Origin of the sequence: Variovorax sp. 679, from assembly GCF_003952185.1 — a bacterium.
GTDB lineage: Bacteria > Pseudomonadota > Gammaproteobacteria > Burkholderiales > Burkholderiaceae_C > Variovorax.
In genome coordinates this window covers 81,394-101,535 of record NZ_RXFS01000008.1, presented here as the reverse complement: position 1 = coordinate 101,535, position 20,142 = coordinate 81,394, and the positions used below count along the sequence as shown (strand labels likewise).

The 20,142-nt window shown below is 64.9% G+C and carries 20 protein-coding genes; 7 read left to right on the top strand and 13 right to left on the bottom strand.

The genetic code is table 11. The annotated features are described in order from the left end of the window. Positions 1 to 37 precede the first annotated feature (37 nt). On the top strand, positions 38 to 1,219 hold the full coding sequence (gene pobA, locus EJO71_RS21355) for a 4-hydroxybenzoate 3-monooxygenase (RefSeq protein ID WP_125950975.1): 1,182 nt from the start codon (positions 38 to 40) through the stop codon (positions 1,217 to 1,219). Between the two features lie 12 nt (positions 1,220 to 1,231). Here pobA and EJO71_RS21350 read toward each other — a convergent pair whose 3' ends face one another. From EJO71_RS21350 to EJO71_RS21330, 5 genes are read right to left on the bottom strand one after another with little or no spacing between them, the layout of a single operon-like run. After that, positions 1,232 to 1,633 (bottom strand): nuclear transport factor 2 family protein, encoded by a 402-nt coding sequence (locus EJO71_RS21350; protein WP_125950674.1) that lies wholly within the window; start codon positions 1,631 to 1,633, stop codon positions 1,232 to 1,234. Beyond that, a complete protein-coding gene (locus tag EJO71_RS21345; RefSeq protein ID WP_125950673.1) occupies positions 1,630 to 2,031 on the bottom strand; it encodes an SRPBCC family protein in 402 nt (133 codons plus the stop codon). Before EJO71_RS21345 ends, EJO71_RS21350 begins: the two co-directional genes overlap by 4 nt. Before the next feature lie 13 nt (positions 2,032 to 2,044). Beyond that, complete coding sequence (locus EJO71_RS21340) at positions 2,045 to 2,404, bottom strand: VOC family protein (protein WP_125950672.1); 360 nt, start codon at positions 2,402 to 2,404, stop codon at positions 2,045 to 2,047. After that, on the bottom strand, positions 2,383 to 3,297 hold the full coding sequence (locus EJO71_RS21335) for an AraC family transcriptional regulator (protein WP_125950671.1): 915 nt from the start codon (positions 3,295 to 3,297) through the stop codon (positions 2,383 to 2,385). The genes EJO71_RS21340 and EJO71_RS21335 overlap by 22 nt, the downstream gene beginning before the upstream one ends. Before the next feature lie 34 nt (positions 3,298 to 3,331). Further along, positions 3,332 to 5,662 carry a xanthine dehydrogenase family protein molybdopterin-binding subunit gene (locus EJO71_RS21330; RefSeq protein ID WP_125950670.1) on the bottom strand — a complete coding sequence of 777 codons (2,331 nt, stop codon included), beginning with the start codon at positions 5,660 to 5,662 and terminating at the stop codon, positions 3,332 to 3,334. Between the two features lie 203 nt (positions 5,663 to 5,865). Here EJO71_RS21330 and aat point away from each other — a divergent pair, with 203 nt between their 5' ends. From aat to EJO71_RS21315, 3 genes are read left to right on the top strand one after another with little or no spacing between them, the layout of a single operon-like run. Further along, positions 5,866 to 6,621, top strand: a complete 756-nt coding sequence (aat, locus tag EJO71_RS21325; RefSeq protein WP_125950669.1) for a leucyl/phenylalanyl-tRNA--protein transferase — start codon at positions 5,866 to 5,868, stop codon at positions 6,619 to 6,621. After that, a complete protein-coding gene (locus EJO71_RS21320) occupies positions 6,618 to 7,451 on the top strand; it encodes an arginyltransferase (protein ID WP_125950668.1) in 834 nt (277 codons plus the stop codon). The genes aat and EJO71_RS21320 overlap by 4 nt, the downstream gene beginning before the upstream one ends. 30 nt (positions 7,452 to 7,481) lie before the next feature. Next, positions 7,482 to 8,315, top strand: coding sequence for an IclR family transcriptional regulator (locus tag EJO71_RS21315; protein ID WP_125950667.1), 834 nt, complete (start codon positions 7,482 to 7,484; stop codon positions 8,313 to 8,315). Positions 8,316 to 8,398: 83 nt separating this feature from the next. On the opposite strand, the gene EJO71_RS21310 is transcribed toward EJO71_RS21315, so the two are convergent. The 8 genes from EJO71_RS21310 to EJO71_RS21275 form a co-directional block, all read right to left on the bottom strand. Next, on the bottom strand, positions 8,399 to 9,610 hold the full coding sequence (locus EJO71_RS21310) for a serine hydrolase (protein ID WP_125950666.1): 1,212 nt from the start codon (positions 9,608 to 9,610) through the stop codon (positions 8,399 to 8,401). 117 nt (positions 9,611 to 9,727) lie between these two features. Then, positions 9,728 to 11,266: a 2-isopropylmalate synthase gene (locus EJO71_RS21305; RefSeq protein WP_125950974.1), complete on the bottom strand. Its 1,539-nt coding sequence runs from the start codon at positions 11,264 to 11,266 to the stop codon at positions 9,728 to 9,730. Between the two features lie 58 nt (positions 11,267 to 11,324). Beyond that, positions 11,325 to 13,028, bottom strand: coding sequence for a 2-isopropylmalate synthase (leuA, locus tag EJO71_RS21300; protein WP_125950665.1), 1,704 nt, complete (start codon positions 13,026 to 13,028; stop codon positions 11,325 to 11,327). Between the two features lie 186 nt (positions 13,029 to 13,214). Continuing rightward, positions 13,215 to 14,039, bottom strand: a complete 825-nt coding sequence (gene pssA / locus EJO71_RS21295; RefSeq protein WP_125950664.1) for a CDP-diacylglycerol--serine O-phosphatidyltransferase — start codon at positions 14,037 to 14,039, stop codon at positions 13,215 to 13,217. Positions 14,040 to 14,224: 185 nt separating this feature from the next. After that, on the bottom strand, positions 14,225 to 15,241 hold the full coding sequence (ilvC, locus tag EJO71_RS21290; protein WP_081266312.1) for a ketol-acid reductoisomerase: 1,017 nt from the start codon (positions 15,239 to 15,241) through the stop codon (positions 14,225 to 14,227). Between the two features lie 50 nt (positions 15,242 to 15,291). Then, entirely contained in the window at positions 15,292 to 15,552 is a 261-nt protein-coding gene (locus EJO71_RS21285) for a DUF4282 domain-containing protein (RefSeq protein ID WP_125950663.1), read from the bottom strand. Positions 15,553 to 15,605: 53 nt separating this feature from the next. Then, on the bottom strand, positions 15,606 to 16,097 hold the full coding sequence (ilvN, locus tag EJO71_RS21280) for an acetolactate synthase small subunit (RefSeq protein ID WP_125950662.1): 492 nt from the start codon (positions 16,095 to 16,097) through the stop codon (positions 15,606 to 15,608). A 112-nt stretch (positions 16,098 to 16,209) separates the two neighbouring features. After that, positions 16,210 to 17,994 (bottom strand): acetolactate synthase 3 catalytic subunit, encoded by a 1,785-nt coding sequence (locus tag EJO71_RS21275; protein WP_125950661.1) that lies wholly within the window; start codon positions 17,992 to 17,994, stop codon positions 16,210 to 16,212. Positions 17,995 to 18,275: 281 nt separating this feature from the next. Here EJO71_RS21275 and EJO71_RS21270 point away from each other — a divergent pair, with 281 nt between their 5' ends. Genes EJO71_RS21270 through EJO71_RS21260 form a run of 3 tightly spaced genes read left to right on the top strand, consistent with a single transcriptional unit; the run spans position 18,276 to position 20,137 of the window. After that, positions 18,276 to 18,842: an RNA polymerase sigma factor gene (locus EJO71_RS21270; protein WP_125950660.1), complete on the top strand. Its 567-nt coding sequence runs from the start codon at positions 18,276 to 18,278 to the stop codon at positions 18,840 to 18,842. Further along, positions 18,839 to 19,264: a DUF3619 family protein gene (locus EJO71_RS21265; RefSeq protein ID WP_125950659.1), complete on the top strand. Its 426-nt coding sequence runs from the start codon at positions 18,839 to 18,841 to the stop codon at positions 19,262 to 19,264. The genes EJO71_RS21270 and EJO71_RS21265 overlap by 4 nt, the downstream gene beginning before the upstream one ends. 15 nt (positions 19,265 to 19,279) lie before the next feature. Further along, positions 19,280 to 20,137, top strand: coding sequence for a DUF3106 domain-containing protein (locus EJO71_RS21260; RefSeq protein ID WP_125950658.1), 858 nt, complete (start codon positions 19,280 to 19,282; stop codon positions 20,135 to 20,137). Positions 20,138 to 20,142: the final 5 nt, after the last annotated feature.

The following is a 20,142-nucleotide window of genomic DNA, read 5'->3' as shown; positions in this document are numbered from 1 at the left end:
GCCCTACGCTCCATGAAACCCTCTCGGAGACATGAACATGCGCACCCAGGTCGCCATCATCGGAGCCGGTCCCGCCGGCCTGCTGCTCGGGCAGCTTCTGTACAAGGCCGGCATCGACAACGTCATCGTCGAGCGCCAAAGCGGTGACTACGTGCTCGGCCGCATCCGCGCCGGCGTGCTGGAACAAGTCACGATGGACCTGCTGGCGCGTGCCGGCGTCGACACCCGTGCCAGGGCCGAGGGCCTGCCGCACGAGGGCATCGAGTTGCTGTTCAAGGGCGCGCGCCACCGCATCGACATGCACGGCCTCACGGGCGGCAAGCAGGTGACGGTGTACGGCCAGACCGAAGTGACGCGCGACCTGATGGAAGCACGCGCGGCCGAAGGTCTCACCACCATCTACAGCGCGGCGAACGTGAGCCTGCACGACTTCCAGTCGGGCAAGCCGCGCGTGCGCTACGAGAGGGATGGCCAGACGCACGAGATCGAGTGCGACTTCATCGCCGGCTGCGACGGCTACCACGGCGTGAGCCGGGCCAGCGTGCCGGCCGATGCGATCCAGACCTACGAGAAGATCTACCCCTTCGGCTGGCTCGGCGTGCTGGCCGACGTGCCGCCGGTGTCGCACGAGCTGATCTACGCCAACACCGAGCGCGGCTTCGCGCTGTGCAGCATGCGCAGCGCCACGCGCAGCCGCTACTACGTGCAGGTGCCGACCGAAGAGCGCGTGGAGAACTGGAGCGACGAGGCTTTCTGGAACGAGCTTCGCGCCCGCCTCGACCCCGAGGCTCGCGAGCGGCTGGTGACCGGCCCCTCGCTCGAGAAGAGCATCGCGCCGCTGCGCAGCTTCGTCGCCGAGCCGATGCGCTTCGGCTCGCTGTTCCTGGCGGGCGACGCGGCCCACATCGTGCCGCCGACCGGTGCCAAGGGCCTGAACCTCGCCACCGCCGACGTGGGGTATCTTTCGCGCGCCTTCGAGATCTTCTACGGCGAGAAGTCGGCCTCGGCACTCGACCGCTACTCCGACCTGTGCCTGCGCCGCGTCTGGAAAGCCGAGCGCTTCTCGTGGTGGTTCACTTCGCTGATGCACCGCTTTCCGGAAACGGGCGCCTTCGGCCAGAAGATCCAGGAAGCCGAGCTCGACTACCTCGTGCACTCGGCCGCAGCCTCCACCGCGCTGGCGGAGAACTACGTCGGTCTGCCGCTCGAAGACTTCTGAGCCGGCGGCGCTTCAGCCGCCCAGCACCTCGTCGACGAAGCGCTGGTCTTCGTCGTAGATCCAGCATTCCGCGAGCTTGCCGTCCCTCACGGCGTAGCGCAGTTGGCGCTCCAGTTCGACTGCACGGCCCTGGTGCTCGAATTGCTCGACGGCGACGATCAGGCCGTAGTGTTCACCCGCCAGCACGTCACGGATCGAGACAAGCCGGCGATTCGTTCTTTCCTTCACCTTCTTGAGCACGGCGAGGCACGCCGCCTTGCCGCGATGCGTGCCGGCAAGCGGGCTGCGGCCGAAGTAGTGGAAGACGACATCGTCGTGGTAGCTGTCGACGATGCGCCGAACGTCGTTGGCAGCCCAGGCGTCGGCGTAGCCCCGGATCACGGCGTGGATGTCGTCCGGGGCCTTGCTGCTCATCCGTGCTGCTCCAGTGCCTTCTTCATGGCGATACCGCCCTGCTCCATCATCGGCCCGATGTAGGCAGCCATGGCGTCGGGCAGCACGTCGGTGATCCAGACGAAGCGCGAACGACCTTCGCCCTCCTCGAACACCTGCGCCGTCGCGTGATGATGCGCGGCCTGTCCGCCGGTGACGGTGTAGGCCAGCCGCCGATGGGTGTCGTCGATGCCGACCAGCATCTCGCGCGCAACGAGGCCGTTGGCGAACGTGAGGATGCGGGCGCCCTCGGCATCGATGGTGCACGCGGTGAGAAAGCCCGGTGCGAGCCGCGTGTGCACAGCGTTGAAGTCGCGCAGCGCGTCCCAGACCTGCGCCGCATCCGCCTCGACGATGAATTCCTTGTAGACGGTGGCCATGGCGAGCCTCGCTTCAGGGGCAGACCGCCTCGACGTTGTTGCCGTCGGGGTCGATGAGGAATGCCGCGTAGTAGGTCGGGCTGTAGTCCGGCCTCGGGCCAGCACCGCCGTTGTCGGTACCGCCCGCCTTCAGGCCGGCCTTGTGGAACGCAGCGACGGCTTCGTGGTTCGACGCGCGAAATGCGATGTGCGTACCCGGCCCTTTCGCGCCCTTGGCCGCGTAGAGCCACAGCGCCGGCTCGTTGGCCGGGCCGATGCCGGCGTAGCTGTCGTCGTGAGGGCCCGGCACATGGCCGAGCGGCGCGAGCGCGGCTTCGTAGAAGCGGCGGCTCGCCGCGAGGTCTTTGACTTTCAGTCCGATGTGGTCGTACATGATGGTTTCCTGCTCGATGGATTGGTCAGGAGCTCATCATCGAAGAGCGCGGCGATGCGTTCTTGGAAAATCTTGCGGTCGCCCTGCGCCGCCTTGCGGAAACCGCCCGGCGACACGCCGGCGGCACGATGGAAGGTGCGCACGAAGTTGCTGAGGTCGGCAAAGCCGACGTCGAGCGCCACTTCGGTCACCGGCCTGCTGTCGTCGTCGGCCAGCAGGCGCGCGGCATGCCTCAAGCGTGAGCGCACAAGGTACTGGTGTGGCGTGACGCCCAGCACCTGCGAGAACAGCCTCAGGAAATGGAAGGAGCTCAGGCCGGCTTCGGCGGCTGCGCCATCGAGGCCGATGTCGTGCTGTGCATTGGCGTCGATCCACATCGCCGCATCGACTGCGCGGCGACGGTCACGCGACGCGGCGGCGGACAGCGCCATGGGCTTCGTGCGGCCGGACACGACCTCGACAAAGCGACTCGCGAACCACATGCCCAGTTCGTCCAGGCCCACGTCGTTCTGCCCGTCGGCGGCGGCCTGCGCCAGTTCGCCGATGACCACGAGCTCGGCCAGGGGCGGCACACCGCCGGTGCGCCAGGTCTTTCGGTCACCGCCGATCAGGTCGACGAAGCCCGGCGACAGGTGGAAGGCCAGGCATTCGTCGCCGCAGACATGGTAGTCGTGCGTGCAGACGTATTCATCGCCCGGGCAGCCGACCAGCACAGAGCCTGCGACCAGCTCGTAGGCATGCCCCCGCGTGCGGTAGCCGAAGCTGCCCTTGCGCACGTACGAGACCGAGTAGCCCTCGTGAAGTTCGGTGAAGGGCCGGGCGTCGGGCCCCGCGTCGCAGCGGTAGCTGGCAACGCGGATCGCATGGGTCTGTGCTTCGGTGGTGACGAGCATGGCGAGCGCCTTTCTGCCCCACGAAAACGATTGCTCAATCGACGGTTTGCATGGCCTGCCAGACACGCGCAGGGCTCAGCGGCATATGCAGGCGCGGCGCGCGCGTGGCGAGGCCATTGCGTGCGAAGGCGTCGGCCACCGCATTCACGATGGCCGGCGTGGCGCCGATGGTGCCGAGCTCGCCCACGCCCTTCACACCCAGCGGGTTGTTCTTGCACGGCGTCGATTCGTCCATTTCCATGTGGAACATGGTGTCGACGATGTCGGCGCGCGGGGCCGCGTAGTCCATCAGGCTGCCGGTGACGGGCTGGCCGGTTTCGTGGTCGTACACCACCTGCTCGTACAGCGCCTGCCCGATGCCCTGCACCGCGCCGCCTTCGAGCTGGCCGCGCACGATCATCGGGTTGATGACGCGGCCCACATCGTTGACCGAGCTGTAGGCCACCACGCTGATCTCGCCGGTGGGCGGATCGATCTCGATCTCGCAGATGTGGCAGCCGTTGGGCCAGGTGGGGCCGGCCACGGTGCTGGTGGAGTCGACGAAGATCTCGCGCCCCGGCTGCTTGGCCGCGAGCGTGAAGAGGTCGAGCTCGAGGTCGGTGCCGGCCACGTTGAAGACGCCCCGGCTGTAGACGATGTCGTCGATGGAGGCCTCGAACTCCTGCGCGGCCAGTTCGCGCGCCTTGTCGATGGTGCGCTCGGCGCCGATGCGCACGGCCGAGCCGCCGGTGAAGAGCGAGCGCGAGCCGGCGCTGCCGAAGCCATCGCCGCGGTCGGTGTCACCGAGCACCACGCGCACCTTCTCGATGGGCACGCCGAAGGCATCGACCGCGAGCTGAGCCAGCGAGGTGGCGATGCCCTGCCCCATGGCGTTGACGGCGGAGAAAACCTCGATCACGCCGTCGGCCTGCACCGAAACCGTGACGCGCTCCTCGAACACGTTGCCGCCGGTCCATTCGAGGAAGGTGGCGATGCCGAGGCCGCGCTGCTTGCCTCTGCCGGCCGATTCGGCCGCGCGCGTCTCGAAGCCCTGCCAGTCGGCCAGTGTGAGCGCCTGGTCCATCACCGACTCGAAGTTGCCGGTGTCGTAGGTCTGCGCCATCGGGTTCTTGTACGGCATCTGCTCGGGGCGGATGAAGTTGCGGCGGCGCAGCACGATGCGGTCGATGCCGGTCTGGCGCGCGGCCTCGTCCATGAGCCGTTCGATGGTGAAGATGGCCTCGGGACGGCCCGCGCCGCGGTAGGCCCCGGTGGGCGCCGTGTTGGTGAGCACCGCCTTGAAGTGGAAGTCGATGGTCTGGATGTCGTAGACGCTGGTCTGCACCCAGGGGCCGATCAGCAGCTGGATCGCGACGCCGGTGCCGGTGGCGTAGGCGCCGACGTTGGCCAGGGTCTTGATGCGCAGGGCCAGGATCTTGCCTTGGGCGTCGAGCGCCATTTCGGCGCGCGCCTCGATGTCGCGGCCGTGCGCGCTCGAGAGGAATTCCTCGCTGCGGTCAGCCACCCACTTCACGGGCCGGTTCACCTGCAGCGCCGCGAAGGCGACGGCAATGTCCTCGGGATAGGCGCCGGTCTTCATGCCGAAGCCGCCGCCGACATCGCCCACCACCACGCGCACCTTGTCCTTCGGCAGGCCGATGGCGGCACAGATGGAGTCGCGCACGCCGGAGGGCATCTGCGTGCTCATGCGGATCGTGAGGCGGCCGGTTTCGGCGTCGCGCGCGGCGAGCACCGAGCGCGGCTCGATCGTCAGCGCCACCACGCGCTGGTTGTTCACGTCGAGCGCAACCACGTGGCTGGCCTTGGCGAAGGCGGCGGTGGCGGCCTCGCTGCTGCCGTGGCGCATTTCGGCGGCGACGTTGCCCGAAGCTTCCTCGCACAGCAGCGGCGCGCCGACGGCGGTCGCGCTTGCGAGGTCGACCACCAAGGGCAGGTCTTCGTAGTCGACCATGATGGCCTCGGCGGCATCGCGTGCCTGCTGCACGGAGTCGGCCACCACGGCGGCGACCACTTCGCCGACGAAACGCGTGCGCTCGGGTGCGATGGCGTGGCGTGGCGGACTGGCGCTGTCGCTGCCATCCGCGCGCTTGAACCCGGCCGCGCCCGGCATGGGCTTGACGCCGGCTTCGACCATCTCGGCACCTGTGATCACGCGCAGCACGCCGGGCATGGCGGCCGCGGCACTGGTGTCTATCGAGACAATGCGCGCATGGGGATAAGAGGACCGAAGGAAGACGAGATGAGCCTGTTCGGGAAGCGTGACGTCATCGGTGTAGCGTCCGGCGCCTGATAGGAGGCTTTCGTCCTCGAGACGGCGCACCGCCTGGCCGCTGCCGAAGCGTGTGGGATTGGGTTCAGTTGTCAACGTGGTCCTCTTGTGCTGATCCCCGGCTTGTGCTCGGGCCTGCCTGATCTGTCGTGGGTGCGCGAAAACAAGCTGTGCACTATAGGGTTTCCGGCTGGTTTTGTGGCGCCGCGGCATGTCGGCCGAACCCTTGTGGCGGTGTCGGCAGTACGCGATTTTCGCCCACCGGATCGGAATTTGCGAAGCCGTGTATACCTATGCCCATGCGACAACTGCCTTGGCTCGAACCCGGAGATGCCCTTCCCGACCCCGCCTCCGCCTGGGGCGTGGCCGACCCGGTACCCGGTCTCCTGGCAGCAGGCGGCGCGCTCGACGTCGATACTTTGATGCAGGCCTATGGCAGCTGCGTCTTCCCGTGGTTCAGCGAAGACCAGCCGATCCTCTGGTGGAGCCCTGACCCGCGCATGGTGCTTCAGGTGGCCGATTTCAAGCTGCACCGATCGTTGCGCAAGACCCTGGCTCGCTTCGTCGAGACGCCCGGCTGCGAGGTACGCGTCGACCACGATTTCGCGGCGGTCATCAAGGCCTGCTCGGGCTCGCCGCGGGTGGGACAGTCGGGCACCTGGATCGTGCCGGACATGGTGAAGGCCTATACGGATTTGCACCGCGCCGGGTACGCCCACAGCGTCGAGACATGGATCGACGGCGAACTGGCGGGCGGCCTCTATTGCGTTGCGCTGGGCCGCGCGGTGTTCGGCGAGTCGATGTTCACCCGACGGCCGGACGCCTCGAAGATCGCACTGGCCGCGCTGGTGTCGCTGTGCCGCCACTTCGGCGTGCGGATGATCGACTGCCAGCAGAACACCGCCCACCTCGCGAGCCTCGGTGCCCGCGAAATGGCGCGCAAACGCTTCGTCGCGCACGTCGCCGGGGCGCGGCAACAAGAGGGCCCACGGTGGCGATTCGACCCCGTATACTGGTCCGAACTCCTTTCCGCGCGACCTCCTTCACTGACGTGACGCACCTCAAGGATCTCCCGCTTCACACGCTGCAGTTCTACGCAACTGCGCCTTATCCCTGCAGCTATCTGCCGGACCGGCAGGCCCGCTCGCAAGTGGCCACGCCCAGCCACCTGATCCACAACGACGCCTATTCCGACCTGGTGCTCAGCGGCTTCCGGCGCAGCGGCATGTTCACCTACCGGCCCTACTGCGACGGTTGCCGTGCCTGCATTCCACTGCGCGTGCTGGCCAACACCTTCCGCCCCAACCGCAGCCAGCGCCGGGCGCTGAAGCAGCATGCAGACCTTCAGGCGCGCGTGCTCAAGCTGTGCTTCATGCCGGAGCACTACCAGCTCTACCTGCGCTACCAGAACGGCCGCCACGCGGGCGGCGGCATGGATCACGACAGCATCGACCAGTACACCCAGTTCCTGCTGCAGAGCCGGGTCAATTCGCGCCTGGTGGAGTTTCGCGAGACGCTGCCCGACGGCAGCGCGGGCGCGCTCAGGATGGTGTCGATCCTCGACGTGCTGAACGACGGCATCTCGGCCGTCTATACCTTCTACGAGCCCGATACCCGCGTAGCGCCGGGCCGCCCCAAGCAAGCGGACGCCCCCTCGGAGGGGCAGCGAGAGCACGCAGTGCCGAGCGTGGGGGCCTCATCCACCGGCTACGGCACCTACAGCGTGCTCTGGCAGATCGAACAGGCCCGCAAGCTGGGGTTGCCGCATGTCTACCTCGGGTACTGGATCGAGCACAGCCCGAAGATGAACTACAAGGCGCGGTTTTCCCCTCATGAAGTGTTGCTGGATGGCCGTTGGCAAGCGCCGGGTGATTTCACAAGGTAAAATGGCGCCCGGTCATCACCGCAGAGCGCCATGAGAAAAAACCAATCCGACATTCCCGCCGTTCCCGTGATCCAGGTGATCGAGCGCATGTTCGCGCTGATCGACGTCCTGGCATCGCGCGAGGACGCCATTTCGCTGAAGGAGATCAGCGAAAAGACGGGGCTTCATCCGTCCACCACGCACCGCATCCTCAACGACCTGGCGGTCGGCCGTTTCGTCGACCGCCCTGAAGCCGGCAGCTACCGGCTGGGCATGCGCCTGCTGGAGCTGGGCAACCTGGTCAAGGGCCGGCTCAACGTGCGCGACGCGGCCCTGGGCCCGATGCGTGAACTGCACAAGCTGACGCAGCAGCCCGTCAACCTCAGCATGCGCCAGGGCGACGAGATCGTGTACATCGAGCGCTCCTACAGCGAACGCTCGGGCATGCAGGTGGTGCGCGCCATCGGTGGCCGTGCCGCCCTGCACCTGACCTCGACCGGCAAGCTGTTCCTGGCCGCGGACGATCCGCAGCGGGTGCGCAGCTACGCCACGCGCACCGGCCTCGCCGGCCACACGCGCAACAGCATCACCCAACTGCCGGCGCTGGAGCGCGAGCTCTCGAAGGCACGCCAGTACGGCATTGCCCGCGACAACGAAGAGCTGGAACTGGGCGTGCGCTGCATGGCTGCCGGCATCTACGACGACCAGGGCAAGCTGGTGGCAGGGCTGTCGATCTCCGCGCCGGCCGACCGGCTGGACGAGGGCTGGCTGCCCAAGCTGCAAGCCACGGCCAATGAAATCTCGGGCGCGCTGGGGTTCAAGGAGGGCACGACCGCTACGCAGTCACCCTCTGGAAGCAGCAACCTTCCATCGCCCGGCGCCTGACACCGGCCGGAAGCACCCCACAAAAGCAAACAGGCCCTTTGAAGGGCCTGTTTTCGTTGGAGCTGGCGAGTAGTGACTGCCGATCAGCCCGCGATCTGATACGCGGTATTGCGCGACGAAGCTGCCGGAGAGCCGGCTGCATGCGTCGCCTCCACCCAGCGGCGAACCCGCTCGGCGTCGGCAATACGGCTGAACTTGCCGGCCGAATCCAGGAACACCATGATCAGCTTGCGGCCGGCCACCCGGGCCTGCATCACGAGGCACTGCCCGGCTTCGGAGATGTAGCCGGTCTTCTGCACGCCGATTTCCCAATCGGGACTCTTCACGAGGCGGTTGGTGGTGTTGAACTGCAGCACGCGGTTGCCGACTTCGACCTGGTATTCAGGCGAGGTGGACAGCGAGCGAACGGTGGCATCGGCATATGCGGCGTTGACCAGCAGCGCCAGGTCTTGCGCGCTCGACTGGTTGCGGCTCGACAGGCCCGTGGGTTCCACGTAGCGCGTGTCCTTCATGCCCAGCATCTTGGCCTTGGCGTTCATGATGCTCACGAAGGTCGTCAGGCCACCCGGGTAGGTACGGCCCAGCGCGTGCGCGGCGCGGTTTTCGCTCGACATCAGTGCCAGGTGCAGCAGTTCGCCGCGCGAGAGCGTGGTGCCGACCGTCAGGCGCGAACTGCTGCGCTTCTCGGTGTCGACGTCGTCCTGCGTGATGGTGATGAGCTCGTCGTTCGGCAGATGGGCCTCGCTGATGAGCAGGCCCGTCATGAGCTTTGTGAGCGACGCGATCGGCAGCACGGCATGGTCGTTCTTGCTGAACAGGACCTCGTGCGTGTCCTGGTCGATGACCAGCGCGACGCTCGACTTCAGGTCGAGCGCGTCTTCGGTTCCATGCAGACCGGCCATCTGGCCGAAGGATTGGCGCGGAGGCGCCTCGGCGACACGGACCACCGAGCGGCGCTGCACGGCCACCACGGTCTTTCCGTTCTTCTTGTGAATGGTGGCCACGACATTGCGGCCGCCGCGAACCACCTTCTCGGCACGTTCGCCGCGCTTGGCGACGACTACAGGGGCTGCACCGCGAGCAGTCTTGGAAGACGCTGCGTTGCGCTTGACTTCCACAGGCACCGGCCCCTTCGCCTTCTTGGCGACGGCGGTCTTGGCGGCTGCGGGCTTTTCTTTCTTGGCGGCCTGGGCACCAGGCAGCAAAAACGCCGTGGCGCACAGCGCGACGGCGAGGGCTTTGAACGCGGGTAGGAACCGCTGGCTGGAAACTCGGCTAGGGCGGGCTTCAGGCATTAAAAAATCTCCAGCGGCGACAAACGAGGACCGCAGTGTATCGAAATCAAAAAAGACACGCAATATCAGTTACTTGCATCCCCTTCTTCATTCGAATACCAAGGATCGCCCGAAAACCTAACCTTGTGCCGCAACTCTCTCAGCTTGGCTCTGTAACTTGTTGAGCGCACTCAAATAAGCCTTTGCCGAAGCGACCACGATGTCCGGGTCTGCACCCACACCGTTGACCACCCGCCCTGCGTTTTGTAACCGGACTGTAACTTCTCCCTGGCTTTCCGTCGAGCCGCTGATGGCATTTACAGAGTAAAGAACCATCTCGGCGCCGCTCTTGACGTGCGACTCGATGGCCTTCAGGGAAGCATCAACCGGGCCATTACCGTCGGATTCGCCGGTGACTTCCTTGCCCTGGACGGTGAAAACGACCTTCGCCTGGGGGCGTTCGCCGGTTTCACTGTGCTGGGAGAGAGAGACGAAAGCAAACTGCTCACCAACGTTCGACACCTCTTCCGCGCTGACCAGCGCGAGGATGTCCTCGTCGAAAATCTCGGACTTCCGGTCGGCCAGCTCCTTGAAGCGCAGGAACGCGGCGTTGATGTCGCCTTCGCTGTCCATGGATACGCCCAACTCCTGCAGGCGCTGCTTGAAGGCATTGCGGCCGCTGAGCTTGCCCAGCACGATCTTGTTGGCCGTCCAGCCCACGTCTTCCGCACGCATGATCTCGTAGGTGTCGCGCGCCTTGAGCACGCCATCCTGGTGGATGCCCGAGGCGTGCGCGAAGGCGTTGGCTCCCACCACCGCCTTGTTGGGCTGCACCACGAAGCCGGTGGTCTGGCTGACCATGCGGCTGGCGGCCACGATGTGCTGTGTATCGATGCGCAGGTCGAGCCCGAAGTAGTCCTTGCGGGTCTTCACCGCCATGACGACTTCCTCGAGAGAGCAGTTGCCCGCGCGCTCGCCCAGGCCGTTGATGGTGCATTCCACTTGCCGCGCGCCGCCGATCTTCACGCCGGCCAGCGAGTTGGCCACGGCCATGCCGAGGTCGTTGTGGCAATGCACCGACCAGATCGCCTTGTCGCTGTTGGGGATGCGCTCGCGCAGCGTCTTGATGAAGTTGCCGTAGAGCTCGGGAATGGCGTAGCCGACGGTGTCGGGCACGTTGATGGTGGTGGCGCCCTCGTTGATCACGGTTTCGAGCACCCGGCACAGGAAGTCCGGGTCGCTGCGGTAGCCGTCTTCCGGGCTGAACTCCACGTCGCCGATCTGGTTGCGCGCGAAGCGCACGGCCAGTCTGGCTTGCTCATGCACCTCGTCGGGCGACATCCGCAGCTTCTTTTCCATGTGAAGCGGCGAGGTGGCAATGAAGGTGTGGATCCGCCCGCGGGCCGCGCCCTTGAGGGCTTCGGCCGCACGTCCGATGTCACGGTCGTTGGCGCGCGAGAGGCCGCACACCGTCGAATCCTTGATCGCGTTGGCGATCGCCTTCACGGCCTCGAAGTCGCCGTTCGAGCTGGCAGGAAAGCCCGCCTCGATGACGTCGACCTTCAGCCGCTCCAGCAGCTTGGCGATGCGCAGTTTCTCGTCGCGCGTCATCGAGGCGCCCGGCGATTGCTCGCCGTCGCGCAAGGTGGTGTCGAAAATAATGAGTTGGTCGGTCATCGTGGGTCTCCGTTGTGCGTCACCCACGCGCACCCGACCAAGGGTCGGTGCAGCAGAGTCAGGCGACTTCAACCGCCGATTGTGCCCCGTGTGCGCCCCGGGCCCGCGCACGCTGCACGCCCGAAACAATCGCTTTCAGCGATGCCGTGATCACGTTGGCGTCGATGCCCACGCCGAACAGCGTCTGGCTCTCGTCCACGCGCAGCTCCAGGTAGGCCACCGCCTTCGCGTCGGCGCCCGCGCCGATGGCGTGCTGGTGGTAGTCCATCACGCGCACCGTGTGGCCGGTGGCCTTGCTCAGTGCCTGCGTGAAGGCGTCGATAGGACCGTTGCCGCGGCCTTCGATGGCGTGGACTTCACCGTCCCAGGCCAGGTCGCCGCGCAGCACCACGGAGGCGTTGGCGCCCTCGCCGCCCTCCTCGATCACGCGGTTCTGCAGGGACTGCGCCGTCTCGATGCCGTATTCGCGCACGAACAGCTGCCAGAGGTCGGCGGCCGTGAGTTCCTTGCCGGCCACGTCCATCACCCGCTGCACGGACTGCATGAATTCCATCTGCAGGCGGCGCGGCATCTCGATGCCGTATTCGCTCTCGAGCAGGTAAGCCATGCCGCCCTTGCCGGACTGGCTGTTCACGCGGATCACGGCCTCGTAGCTGCGGCCCACGTCCTTCGGATCGATGGGGAGATACGGCATCTCCCAGATGTCGCCTTCCTTGCGTGCAGCGAAGGCTTTCTTGATCGCGTCCTGGTGCGAGCCCGAGAACGAGGTATAGACGAGGTCGCCCACGTACGGATGGCGCGGATGTACCGGAATCTGGTTGCAGTGCTCGACCGTGGCACGGATCTCGTCGATGTTCGAGAAGTCGAGTCCCGGCGAAACGCCCTGGGTGTAGAGATTGAGCGCGACGTTCACGAGGTCGAGGTTGCCGGTGCGCTCGCCGTTGCCGAACAGGCAACCTTCGATGCGCTCGGCGCCGGCCATCAGGGCCAGTTCACCAGCGGCGGTGCCGGTGCCGCGGTCGTTGTGCGGGTGCACGCAAAGCACGATGGAGTCGCGGCGCGCGAGGTTGCGGTGCATCCACTCGATCATGTCGGCAAAGATGTTCGGCGTGGAGTGCTCGACCGTCGTGGGCAGGTTGACGATGCACTTGCGCTGGGGCGTCGGCGCCCAGACTTCGGTCACCGCGTCGACCACGCGCTTCGAGAAGTTCACGTCGGTGCCCGAGAACATTTCGGGCGAGTACTGGAAGGTCCACTGCGTGTTCGGCTGCTTGGCGGCGAACTCGTTGAACATGCGCGCATGGCTGCTGGCGAGTTCGACGATCTGGTCTTCGTTCATGTTGAGCACCACGCGGCGCATCACGGGTGCGACGGCGTTGTAGAGGTGCACGATGGCGCGCGGAGCGCCCTGCAGCGATTCAAAAGTACGCGCAATGAGGTGGTCGCGCGCCTGCGTCAGCACCTGGATCGTCACGTCGTCGGGAATGCGGTCTTCCTCGATGAGCTTGCGCACGAAGTCGAATTCGATCTGCGATGCCGAGGGAAAGCCAACTTCGATTTCCTTGAAGCCGATGGCCACGAGGGTTTCGAACATGCGCATCTTGCGCGCGATGTCCATGGGCTCGACCAGCGCCTGGTTGCCATCGCGCAGGTCGGTCGACAGCCAGATCGGCGCCTTGGTCAGCACGGCATCGGGCCAGGTACGGTCCTTGAGGCCGATCGGGGCGAATGCGCGGTATTTGCTTTGAGGTTGCTTGAGCATGTCGATTTCTCTGTGATGGTTGGTAATCGACCAGCAACCCTAAAAGACAAACGGCCCGTTGCTGGTGCGAACGGGCCGTGGTGAGGGATTTGCGCGTGCGCTACCGTCTCCGCCCGTGAGGGAGGGCTAGTAGGGCCAGCAGCGAAATCTTGGTCATGAGGCTTTCGAATGTAGCACAAGCCGCAGTCAGTTATGCAAACCCCGTTCGTCGGGCTCTTCCGTCGAGGTGCTGATCACGCTGGCCGGCTGGCCCTTTGCCTTGCGCCATGCGTAGACCACGTAGCCACTCAGGCCATAGATAACGAACAGGCTGAACAGCACGGTCGGCGGATGGATGTTGATGACGGCAATGCCCAGCGCGATCAGCACGATCACCGCGAAGGGCACGCTCTTCTTCATCTGGATGTCCTTGAAGCTGTAGAACGGCGCATTGGTGACCATCGTGAGGCCCGCGTACAGCGTGAAAGCGAAGGTGACCCAGGTGATCTGCGTCCACGAGAGATACAGCACCTCGCCGCCGCGCTTGCCCCATTCGTTCACGAGCCAGATGAAGCCCGCCACGAGCGCCGCGGCCGCGGGCGACGGCAGCCCCTGGAACCAGCGCTTGTCGACCACGCCGGTGTTGACGTTGAAGCGCGCAAGCCGCAGTGCCGCGCAAGCGCAGTACACGAAGGCCGCGATCCAGCCCCAGCGGCCAAGTCCCTTGAGCGACCATTCGTAGGCGATGAGCGCAGGCGCCGCGCCGAACGACACCATGTCGGACAGCGAATCCATCTGCTCGCCGAACGCGCTCTGCGTGTTGGTCATGCGAGCGACACGGCCATCGAGGCTGTCGAGGATCATCGCGGCAAACACGCCGAGCGCCGCGAGGTCGAAGCGCGCGTTCATGGCCATTACGACCGAATAGAAGCCGCCGAACAGCGCCGCCAGCGTGAACAGGTTCGGCAGGATGTAGATGCCCTTGCGGCGTTTGCGCGGCTGCACATCGTCAGGGAGCGTGTCGTCATGCATTGGATTTGCCTCCGTCCCTCATGGGCACTGCGCTGGTAGCTATCCATTTGATAGCATCTTGATCTTTGAATCGCATGGTTCGCAGTGTAGTTCAGGGGCCGTGCCGCCCCTCGTCAAGCAAAAGGGCCACCGCAACGGGTGGCCCTTGGGAAACGGGCGCTAAAAGCGCCCTTCTGGCTTGCAGATCAGTTACGGGTCTGGTCGACCAGCTTGTTCTTCTTGATCCAGGGCATCATCGCGCGCAGCTTTTCGCCGACGACTTCGATCTGGTGCTCGGCGTTCAGGCGGCGGCGGCTGATCAGCGTGGGAGCGCCGGCAGCGTTTTCCAGCACGAAGCTCTTGGCGTATTCGCCGGTCTGGATGTCCTTCAGCACCTGCTTCATGACCTTCTTGGTCTCTTCCGTCACGACGCGCGGGCCGGTGACGTACTCGCCGTATTCGGCGTTGTTCGAGATCGAGTAGTTCATGTTGGCGATGCCGCCTTCATAGATCAGGTCGACGATCAGCTTCAGCTCGTGCAGGCACTCGAAGTACGCCATTTCGGGCGCGTAGCCGGCTTCCACCAGCGTTTCGAAGCCGGCCTTGATCAGCTCGACCGTACCGCCGCACAGAACCGCTTGTTCACCGAACAGGTCGGTTTCGGTTTCTTCGCGGAAGTTGGTCTCGATGATGCCGGCCTTGCCGCCGCCGTTGGCGGTGGCGTAGCTCAGCGCGAGGTCACGCGCCTTGCCGGTCTTGTCCTGATGCACGGCCACGAGATGGGGCACGCCGCCACCTTGGGTGTACGTGCTGCGCACGGTGTGGCCCGGGGCCTTGGGAGCGACCATCCACACGTCGAGGTCGGCGCGCGGCTGAACGAAACCGTAGTGCACGTTGAAGCCGTGCGCGAACACCAGCGAAGCGCCTTCCTTGATGTTCGGAGCGACGTCGTTCTTGTAGACGTTGGCGATCTGCTCGTCGGGCAACAGAATCATCACGACGTCGGCGGCCTTCACGGCGTCGGCGACTTCGGCGACCTTAAGGCCGGCCTTCTCGACCTTGGGCCACGAGGCACCACCCTTGCGCAGGCCGACCACGACCTTGACGCCGCTGTCGTTCAGGTTCTGCGCGTGCGCATGGCCTTGCGAGCCGTAGCCGATGATTGCAACCGTCTTGCCCTTGATGAGGCTCAGGTCAGCGTCCTTGTCGTAGTAAACCTTCATTTGAATCTCTCCTAAAAAATCTCGAGCACCCGCACAGGGATGCACTTCACTCAAAGGCCGGAGGAATTCCGGTCCTTCATTTGCTGGTTGATGGACACGAGGCTGTCGTGGATACGGAACAGCACGATGAACAGTTCGCTGAAGATGCGAACGGCGATGGTGCCGAAGATCAGGGCCACGAAGGCCGGCAGGTACTGCCCCTGGTAGAGCGCAGCCCCGGCCAGAGCAATCACGCCCAGCAGCCCCAGAAGGTAGAGCCCCCGGACGATCGCCGGAGTCACCATCCTGTCGAAACCGAGCAGACCTCGCATCACTTTTGCCTCATGTATGGATGAACGTATGAACTGAGGGCGCCTTCACCCTCCTACACGCGCAGGATGCGCTCGCCGCGCCCGATGCCGCTGGCACCGGTGCGGACAGTCTCGAGGATAGCGCTACGCTCGATCGCTTCCAGGAAAGCGTCGTTCTTGCCGTGGTCGCCGGTAAGTTCGATGGTGTAGCTCTTGTCGGTCACGTCGATGATCCGGCCGCGGAAGATTTCCGCCATGCGCATCATCTCCTCGCGCTCCTTGCCGACCGCGCGCACCTTCACCATCATGAGCTCGCGCTCGGTGTAGGCGCCTTCGGTGAGGTCGACGACCTTCACCACTTCGATCAGGCGGTTCAGGTGCTTCGTGATCTGCTCGATCACGTCGTCCGAACCTGCGGTGACGATGGTCATGCGCGAAAGACTCGCGTCCTCCGTGGGTGCCACCGTGAGCGATTCGATGTTGTAGCCGCGGGCCGAGAACAGGCCCACCACGCGGGAAAGAGCACCCGGCTCGTTTTCCAGCAGCACTGCAATGATGTGTTTCATGTTTGCGTGACTCCTCTTTTCGCCGCCCTCCCCCGTGCACGGTAATGCGCGGGCTTGGCGGGCAATAGATTCGTCAGTAAAGAGTTGAGCGAATGTACGTTCCGTCGACCGGTCAGAGGTCTTCGGAACCCAGCAGCATTTCGGTGATGCCCATGCCGGCCTTCACCATCGGGAACACGTTTTCCGTCGGGTCGGTGCGGAAGTCCATGAACACCGTGCGGTCCTTGAGCTTGCGTGCCTCGCGCAGCGCCGGCTCCACGTCTTGTGGACGCTCGATCAGCATGCCGACGTGGCCATAGGCCTCGGCGAGCTTCACGAAGTTGGGCAGCGCATCCATGTAGCTGTGGCTGTAGCGGCCGGAGTATTCGATCTCCTGCCACTGGCGCACCATGCCCAGGTAGCGGTTGTTGAGCGAGCAGATCTTGATCGGCGTGTTGTACTGCAGGCAGGTGGAGAGTTCCTGGATGCACATCTGCACCGAGCCTTCGCCGGTGATGGTGAACACTTCCGAATCGGGCTTCGCGAGCTTGATGCCCATGGCGTAGGGAATGCCCACGCCCATGGTGCCCAGGCCGCCCGAGTTGATCCAGCGGCGCGGCTCGTCGAAGCGGTAGTACTGTGCAGCCCACATCTGGTGCTGACCCACGTCCGACGTGATGTACGTGTCGGTGTCCTTGGTCATGTTCCAGAGGGTCTCGACCACGTACTGCGGCTTGATCACATCCTTGTTGCCACGGTCGTACTTCAGGCAGTCGCGCGAGCGCCAGGCCTCGATGGTCTTCCACCAGTCGGCCAACGCACCGGCGTCGGGCTTGGCGGTGCTCTCGCGGATCATCGAGATCAGTTCGGTGAGCACGTCCTTCACGTCGCCGACGATCGGGATGTCGACCTTCACGCGCTTGGAAATGCTCGACGGGTCGATGTCGACGTGGATGATCTTGCGTTCGTTCTGCGCGAAGTGCTTGGGATTGCCGATCACGCGGTCGTCGAAGCGGGCGCCCACGGCCAGCAGCACGTCGCAGTTCTGCATCGCGTTGTTGGCTTCGATCGTGCCGTGCATGCCCAGCATGCCCAGAAACTTGCGGTCGCTCGCCGGATAGGCGCCCAGGCCCATCAGCGTGTTGGTGACCGGGTAGCCGAGCATGTCGACCAGCGTGCGCAGTTCGTTGCAGGCGTTGCCCAGCAGCACGCCACCACCGGTGTAGATATAGGGGCGCTTGGCGGCCAGCAGCAACTGCAGCGCCTTGCGGATCTGGCCACCATGACCCTTACGCACCGGGTTGTACGATCGCATCTCGACCTTGTCGGGATAGCCTGCGTACGGAATCTTCTTGAAGGAGACGTCCTTGGGCACGTCCACCACCACGGGGCCCGGACGGCCGCTGCGTGCGATGTGGAAGGCCTTCTTCATCGTCATGGCCAGATCCTTCGGATCCTTGACGAGGAAGTTGTGCTTGACGATGGGTCGGGTGATGCCGACCGTGTCGCATTCCTGGAAGGCATCGAGGCCGATGGCCGCCGTCGGCACCTGACCCGAGATGATCACCATCGGGATCGAGTCCATGTACGCCGTCGCGATGCCGGTGACCGCATTGGTCAGGCCGGGACCGGAAGTGACCAGCGCCACGCCGACTTCGCCGGTAGCGCGCGCATAACCGTCGGCCGCGTGGACGGCCGCCTGCTCATGGCGCACCAGCACATGCTGGATGGTGTCCTGCTTGTAGAACGCGTCGTAGATATAGAGAACCGCTCCGCCCGGGTAGCCCCAGACGTACTGGACGCCTTCGGCCTGCAGTGCCTTGACCAGCACTTCGGCGCCCATGAGTTCTTGCGTTGAATTGCCAGCGCCTGCGGACGCGGCGGCTGCGGAGATGATTTCCGCCTTGGAGATTTCCATGATCAACCTTTGTTTATTTCGGGAACGAAATACCTTGGGTGCCCCTTGCCAACCCTTGTGAGGTCGCGCCAGGACTTGAGGCCAAAGCCATGGGCGGACTGATGTTCCGCCGGACCGTGACCCGTTTGCCTTTTGACTTGCAGGGCGGATTATGACATTTCCGGGCGTTCAGATTCGCTTCAGCTGCTTTGTAAAGCCACAAAGGCATAATCCGCGGCGTTGAACATACGCGATCGCTAGACCCATTCCCCACGCGGCGCGCCCTGCGCGCCCCCTCTCGCTTGGCTACTGAACAAGAACTCTCCGACTTCCTGAAAAGCGTCGAACGGCGCGCTTTCAAGCGCTCGGTCTACCACGTGCGGGATGAAGAAGCGGCCCTCGATATCGTGCAGGACAGCATGATGAAGCTGGCCCAGCACTACGGCGACAAGCCGGCGGCCGAGTTGCCGATGCTGTTCCAGCGCATCCTGTCGAACTGCACGCTCGACTGGTTCCGCCGCCAGAAAACCCGTCGTGCACTGTTCTCGAACCTCAGCGACTTCGAATCTGTCGACGACGACGGAGATTTCGACCTGCTGGAGAACTTCGTCTCGCCAACCGACTCCAGAGAGTCGGAGAGCGCCGAAGACACGACCCGCCGCGCCCAGATCTTCCAGGAAATCGAGGAGCAGATCGCAGCATTGCCGGGTCGTCAACGCGAGGCTTTCCTGATGCGTTACTGGGAGGAAATGGACGTCGCAGAGACGGCCGCCGCGATGGGCTGCTCCGAGGGCAGCGTTAAAACCCATTGCTCGCGAGCCGTTCACGCTCTGAGCAAGGCGCTCAAGGCCAAGGGAATATCGCTATGAACACTAAGGTTCCAACCTCAATCACCACCGTCGCCGAGGATCAGTTCGGTCAGCGTCTGGCCGCCCGCCTTTCGGCCGGCAACCGGGAACTGCCGCACGACATCGGCGAGCGACTGCGCGTGGCACGCGCGCAGGCAGTGGCCGCACGCAAGCAGCCACCGCAATTGCGGGCCGCGCCCGTGGTGGTGCAGTCGGGTCATGCGCTCGTGATGGGTGGCAGTTGGTGGACTCGCATCGGTTCCGTCGTACCCCTGATCGCGCTGGTCGCCGGGCTGATCACCATCAGCGTGATGCAGGACGACGACCGTGCCAGCGAGCTGGCAGAAGTGGACTCCGCGCTGCTCACGGGCGATCTGCCGCCCGCCGCTTATACCGATCCTGGTTTTGCCCAATTCCTCAAGGCCGACAACGCCTCCGACTGAACCTTCATCGATCGAATGCGACGCCGTTCCACTATCAGCGCGAACAGCCCCCGCCCGTTGCGCCCGCTTCCGGCGGGCGCAGTCATTTGGGCGGGTGCATTTGCTGTCGCGGCCTTCAGTCTGACGCTTGCTTGCGCCCAGCCTCACACCGAGGCCGCGTCGAAAGCCGCGGGGAGCCCTGCCTCGACCAGCTCCGCGCCTGCTTCCAGCCCCAAGGCCGTCTCGACGACCAAGCCGCTCTGGAGCGAGCTCACGGCCGAGCAACAGCAGGCGCTGAAGCCGCTGAATGCTCACTGGAACACACTGAATGTCGGGCAAAAGCGGAAATGGCTGGCGCTGTCGCGCAACTTCGAAAGCATGTCGGCGGAAGACCAGTCCACTTTGCACAGCCGCATGATCGAATGGGCAGCCCTGAGCAACCAGCAGCGCGCACAGGCCCGCCTGAACTTCGCCGAGGTGAAGCGCATTCCGCCCGACGAGCGCAAGGTCAAGTGGGAGCAGTACCAAGCCCTGAGCGAGGAAGAAAAGCGCAAGCTTGCCGAGCGCGCTCCGCCCAAGCCGCGCGGCGCCGCCATTCCCGTGCGACCGGTTTCGTCGCAGAAGCTCGTGCCGGTACCCGCCGTCACCCCCGGCGGACAACACACGCCAAGGATTCTGCTGACCCCGCCACCCGCCCCCACCGCCACGCCTCCAGCGACGATCATGGTGGCATCGCCGCCGGAACGCGCCCCTGCCGCCGCCACTGCAACACCAGCTGTTTCCGTCGTCCCGGCCGCCCCTGCCCCGTCCAGCGTCGCGGCTCCCCCGGTTCCCGCTGAAGCCCAGGTGCCCGCGCCGTCGTCGGCAGCCGAATCGCCCTCAACCACTCCCTGACCGCT

What these genes read in the sequence shown, in the direction of transcription:
- pobA (WP_125950975.1), top strand. Translation starts at nt 38, where the DNA reads ATGCGCACCCAGGTCGCCATCATCGGAGCCGGTCCCGCCGGCCTGCTG.
- EJO71_RS21350 (WP_125950674.1), bottom strand. Translation starts at nt 1,633, where the DNA reads ATGAGCAGCAAGGCCCCGGACGACATCCACGCCGTGATCCGGGGCTAC.
- EJO71_RS21345 (WP_125950673.1), bottom strand. Translation starts at nt 2,031, where the DNA reads ATGGCCACCGTCTACAAGGAATTCATCGTCGAGGCGGATGCGGCGCAG.
- EJO71_RS21340 (WP_125950672.1), bottom strand. Translation starts at nt 2,404, where the DNA reads ATGTACGACCACATCGGACTGAAAGTCAAAGACCTCGCGGCGAGCCGC.
- EJO71_RS21335 (WP_125950671.1), bottom strand. Translation starts at nt 3,297, where the DNA reads ATGCTCGTCACCACCGAAGCACAGACCCATGCGATCCGCGTTGCCAGC.
- aat (WP_125950669.1), top strand. Translation starts at nt 5,866, where the DNA reads ATGCGACAACTGCCTTGGCTCGAACCCGGAGATGCCCTTCCCGACCCC.
- EJO71_RS21315 (WP_125950667.1), top strand. Translation starts at nt 7,482, where the DNA reads ATGAGAAAAAACCAATCCGACATTCCCGCCGTTCCCGTGATCCAGGTG.
- EJO71_RS21310 (WP_125950666.1), bottom strand. Translation starts at nt 9,610, where the DNA reads ATGCCTGAAGCCCGCCCTAGCCGAGTTTCCAGCCAGCGGTTCCTACCC.
- EJO71_RS21305 (WP_125950974.1), bottom strand. Translation starts at nt 11,266, where the DNA reads ATGACCGACCAACTCATTATTTTCGACACCACCTTGCGCGACGGCGAG.
- leuA (WP_125950665.1), bottom strand. Translation starts at nt 13,028, where the DNA reads ATGCTCAAGCAACCTCAAAGCAAATACCGCGCATTCGCCCCGATCGGC.
- pssA (WP_125950664.1), bottom strand. Translation starts at nt 14,039, where the DNA reads ATGCATGACGACACGCTCCCTGACGATGTGCAGCCGCGCAAACGCCGC.
- ilvC (WP_081266312.1), bottom strand. Translation starts at nt 15,241, where the DNA reads ATGAAGGTTTACTACGACAAGGACGCTGACCTGAGCCTCATCAAGGGC.
- EJO71_RS21285 (WP_125950663.1), bottom strand. Translation starts at nt 15,552, where the DNA reads ATGCGAGGTCTGCTCGGTTTCGACAGGATGGTGACTCCGGCGATCGTC.
- ilvN (WP_125950662.1), bottom strand. Translation starts at nt 16,097, where the DNA reads ATGAAACACATCATTGCAGTGCTGCTGGAAAACGAGCCGGGTGCTCTT.
- EJO71_RS21275 (WP_125950661.1), bottom strand. Translation starts at nt 17,994, where the DNA reads ATGGAAATCTCCAAGGCGGAAATCATCTCCGCAGCCGCCGCGTCCGCA.
- EJO71_RS21265 (WP_125950659.1), top strand. Translation starts at nt 18,839, where the DNA reads ATGAACACTAAGGTTCCAACCTCAATCACCACCGTCGCCGAGGATCAG.
- EJO71_RS21260 (WP_125950658.1), top strand. Translation starts at nt 19,280, where the DNA reads ATGCGACGCCGTTCCACTATCAGCGCGAACAGCCCCCGCCCGTTGCGC.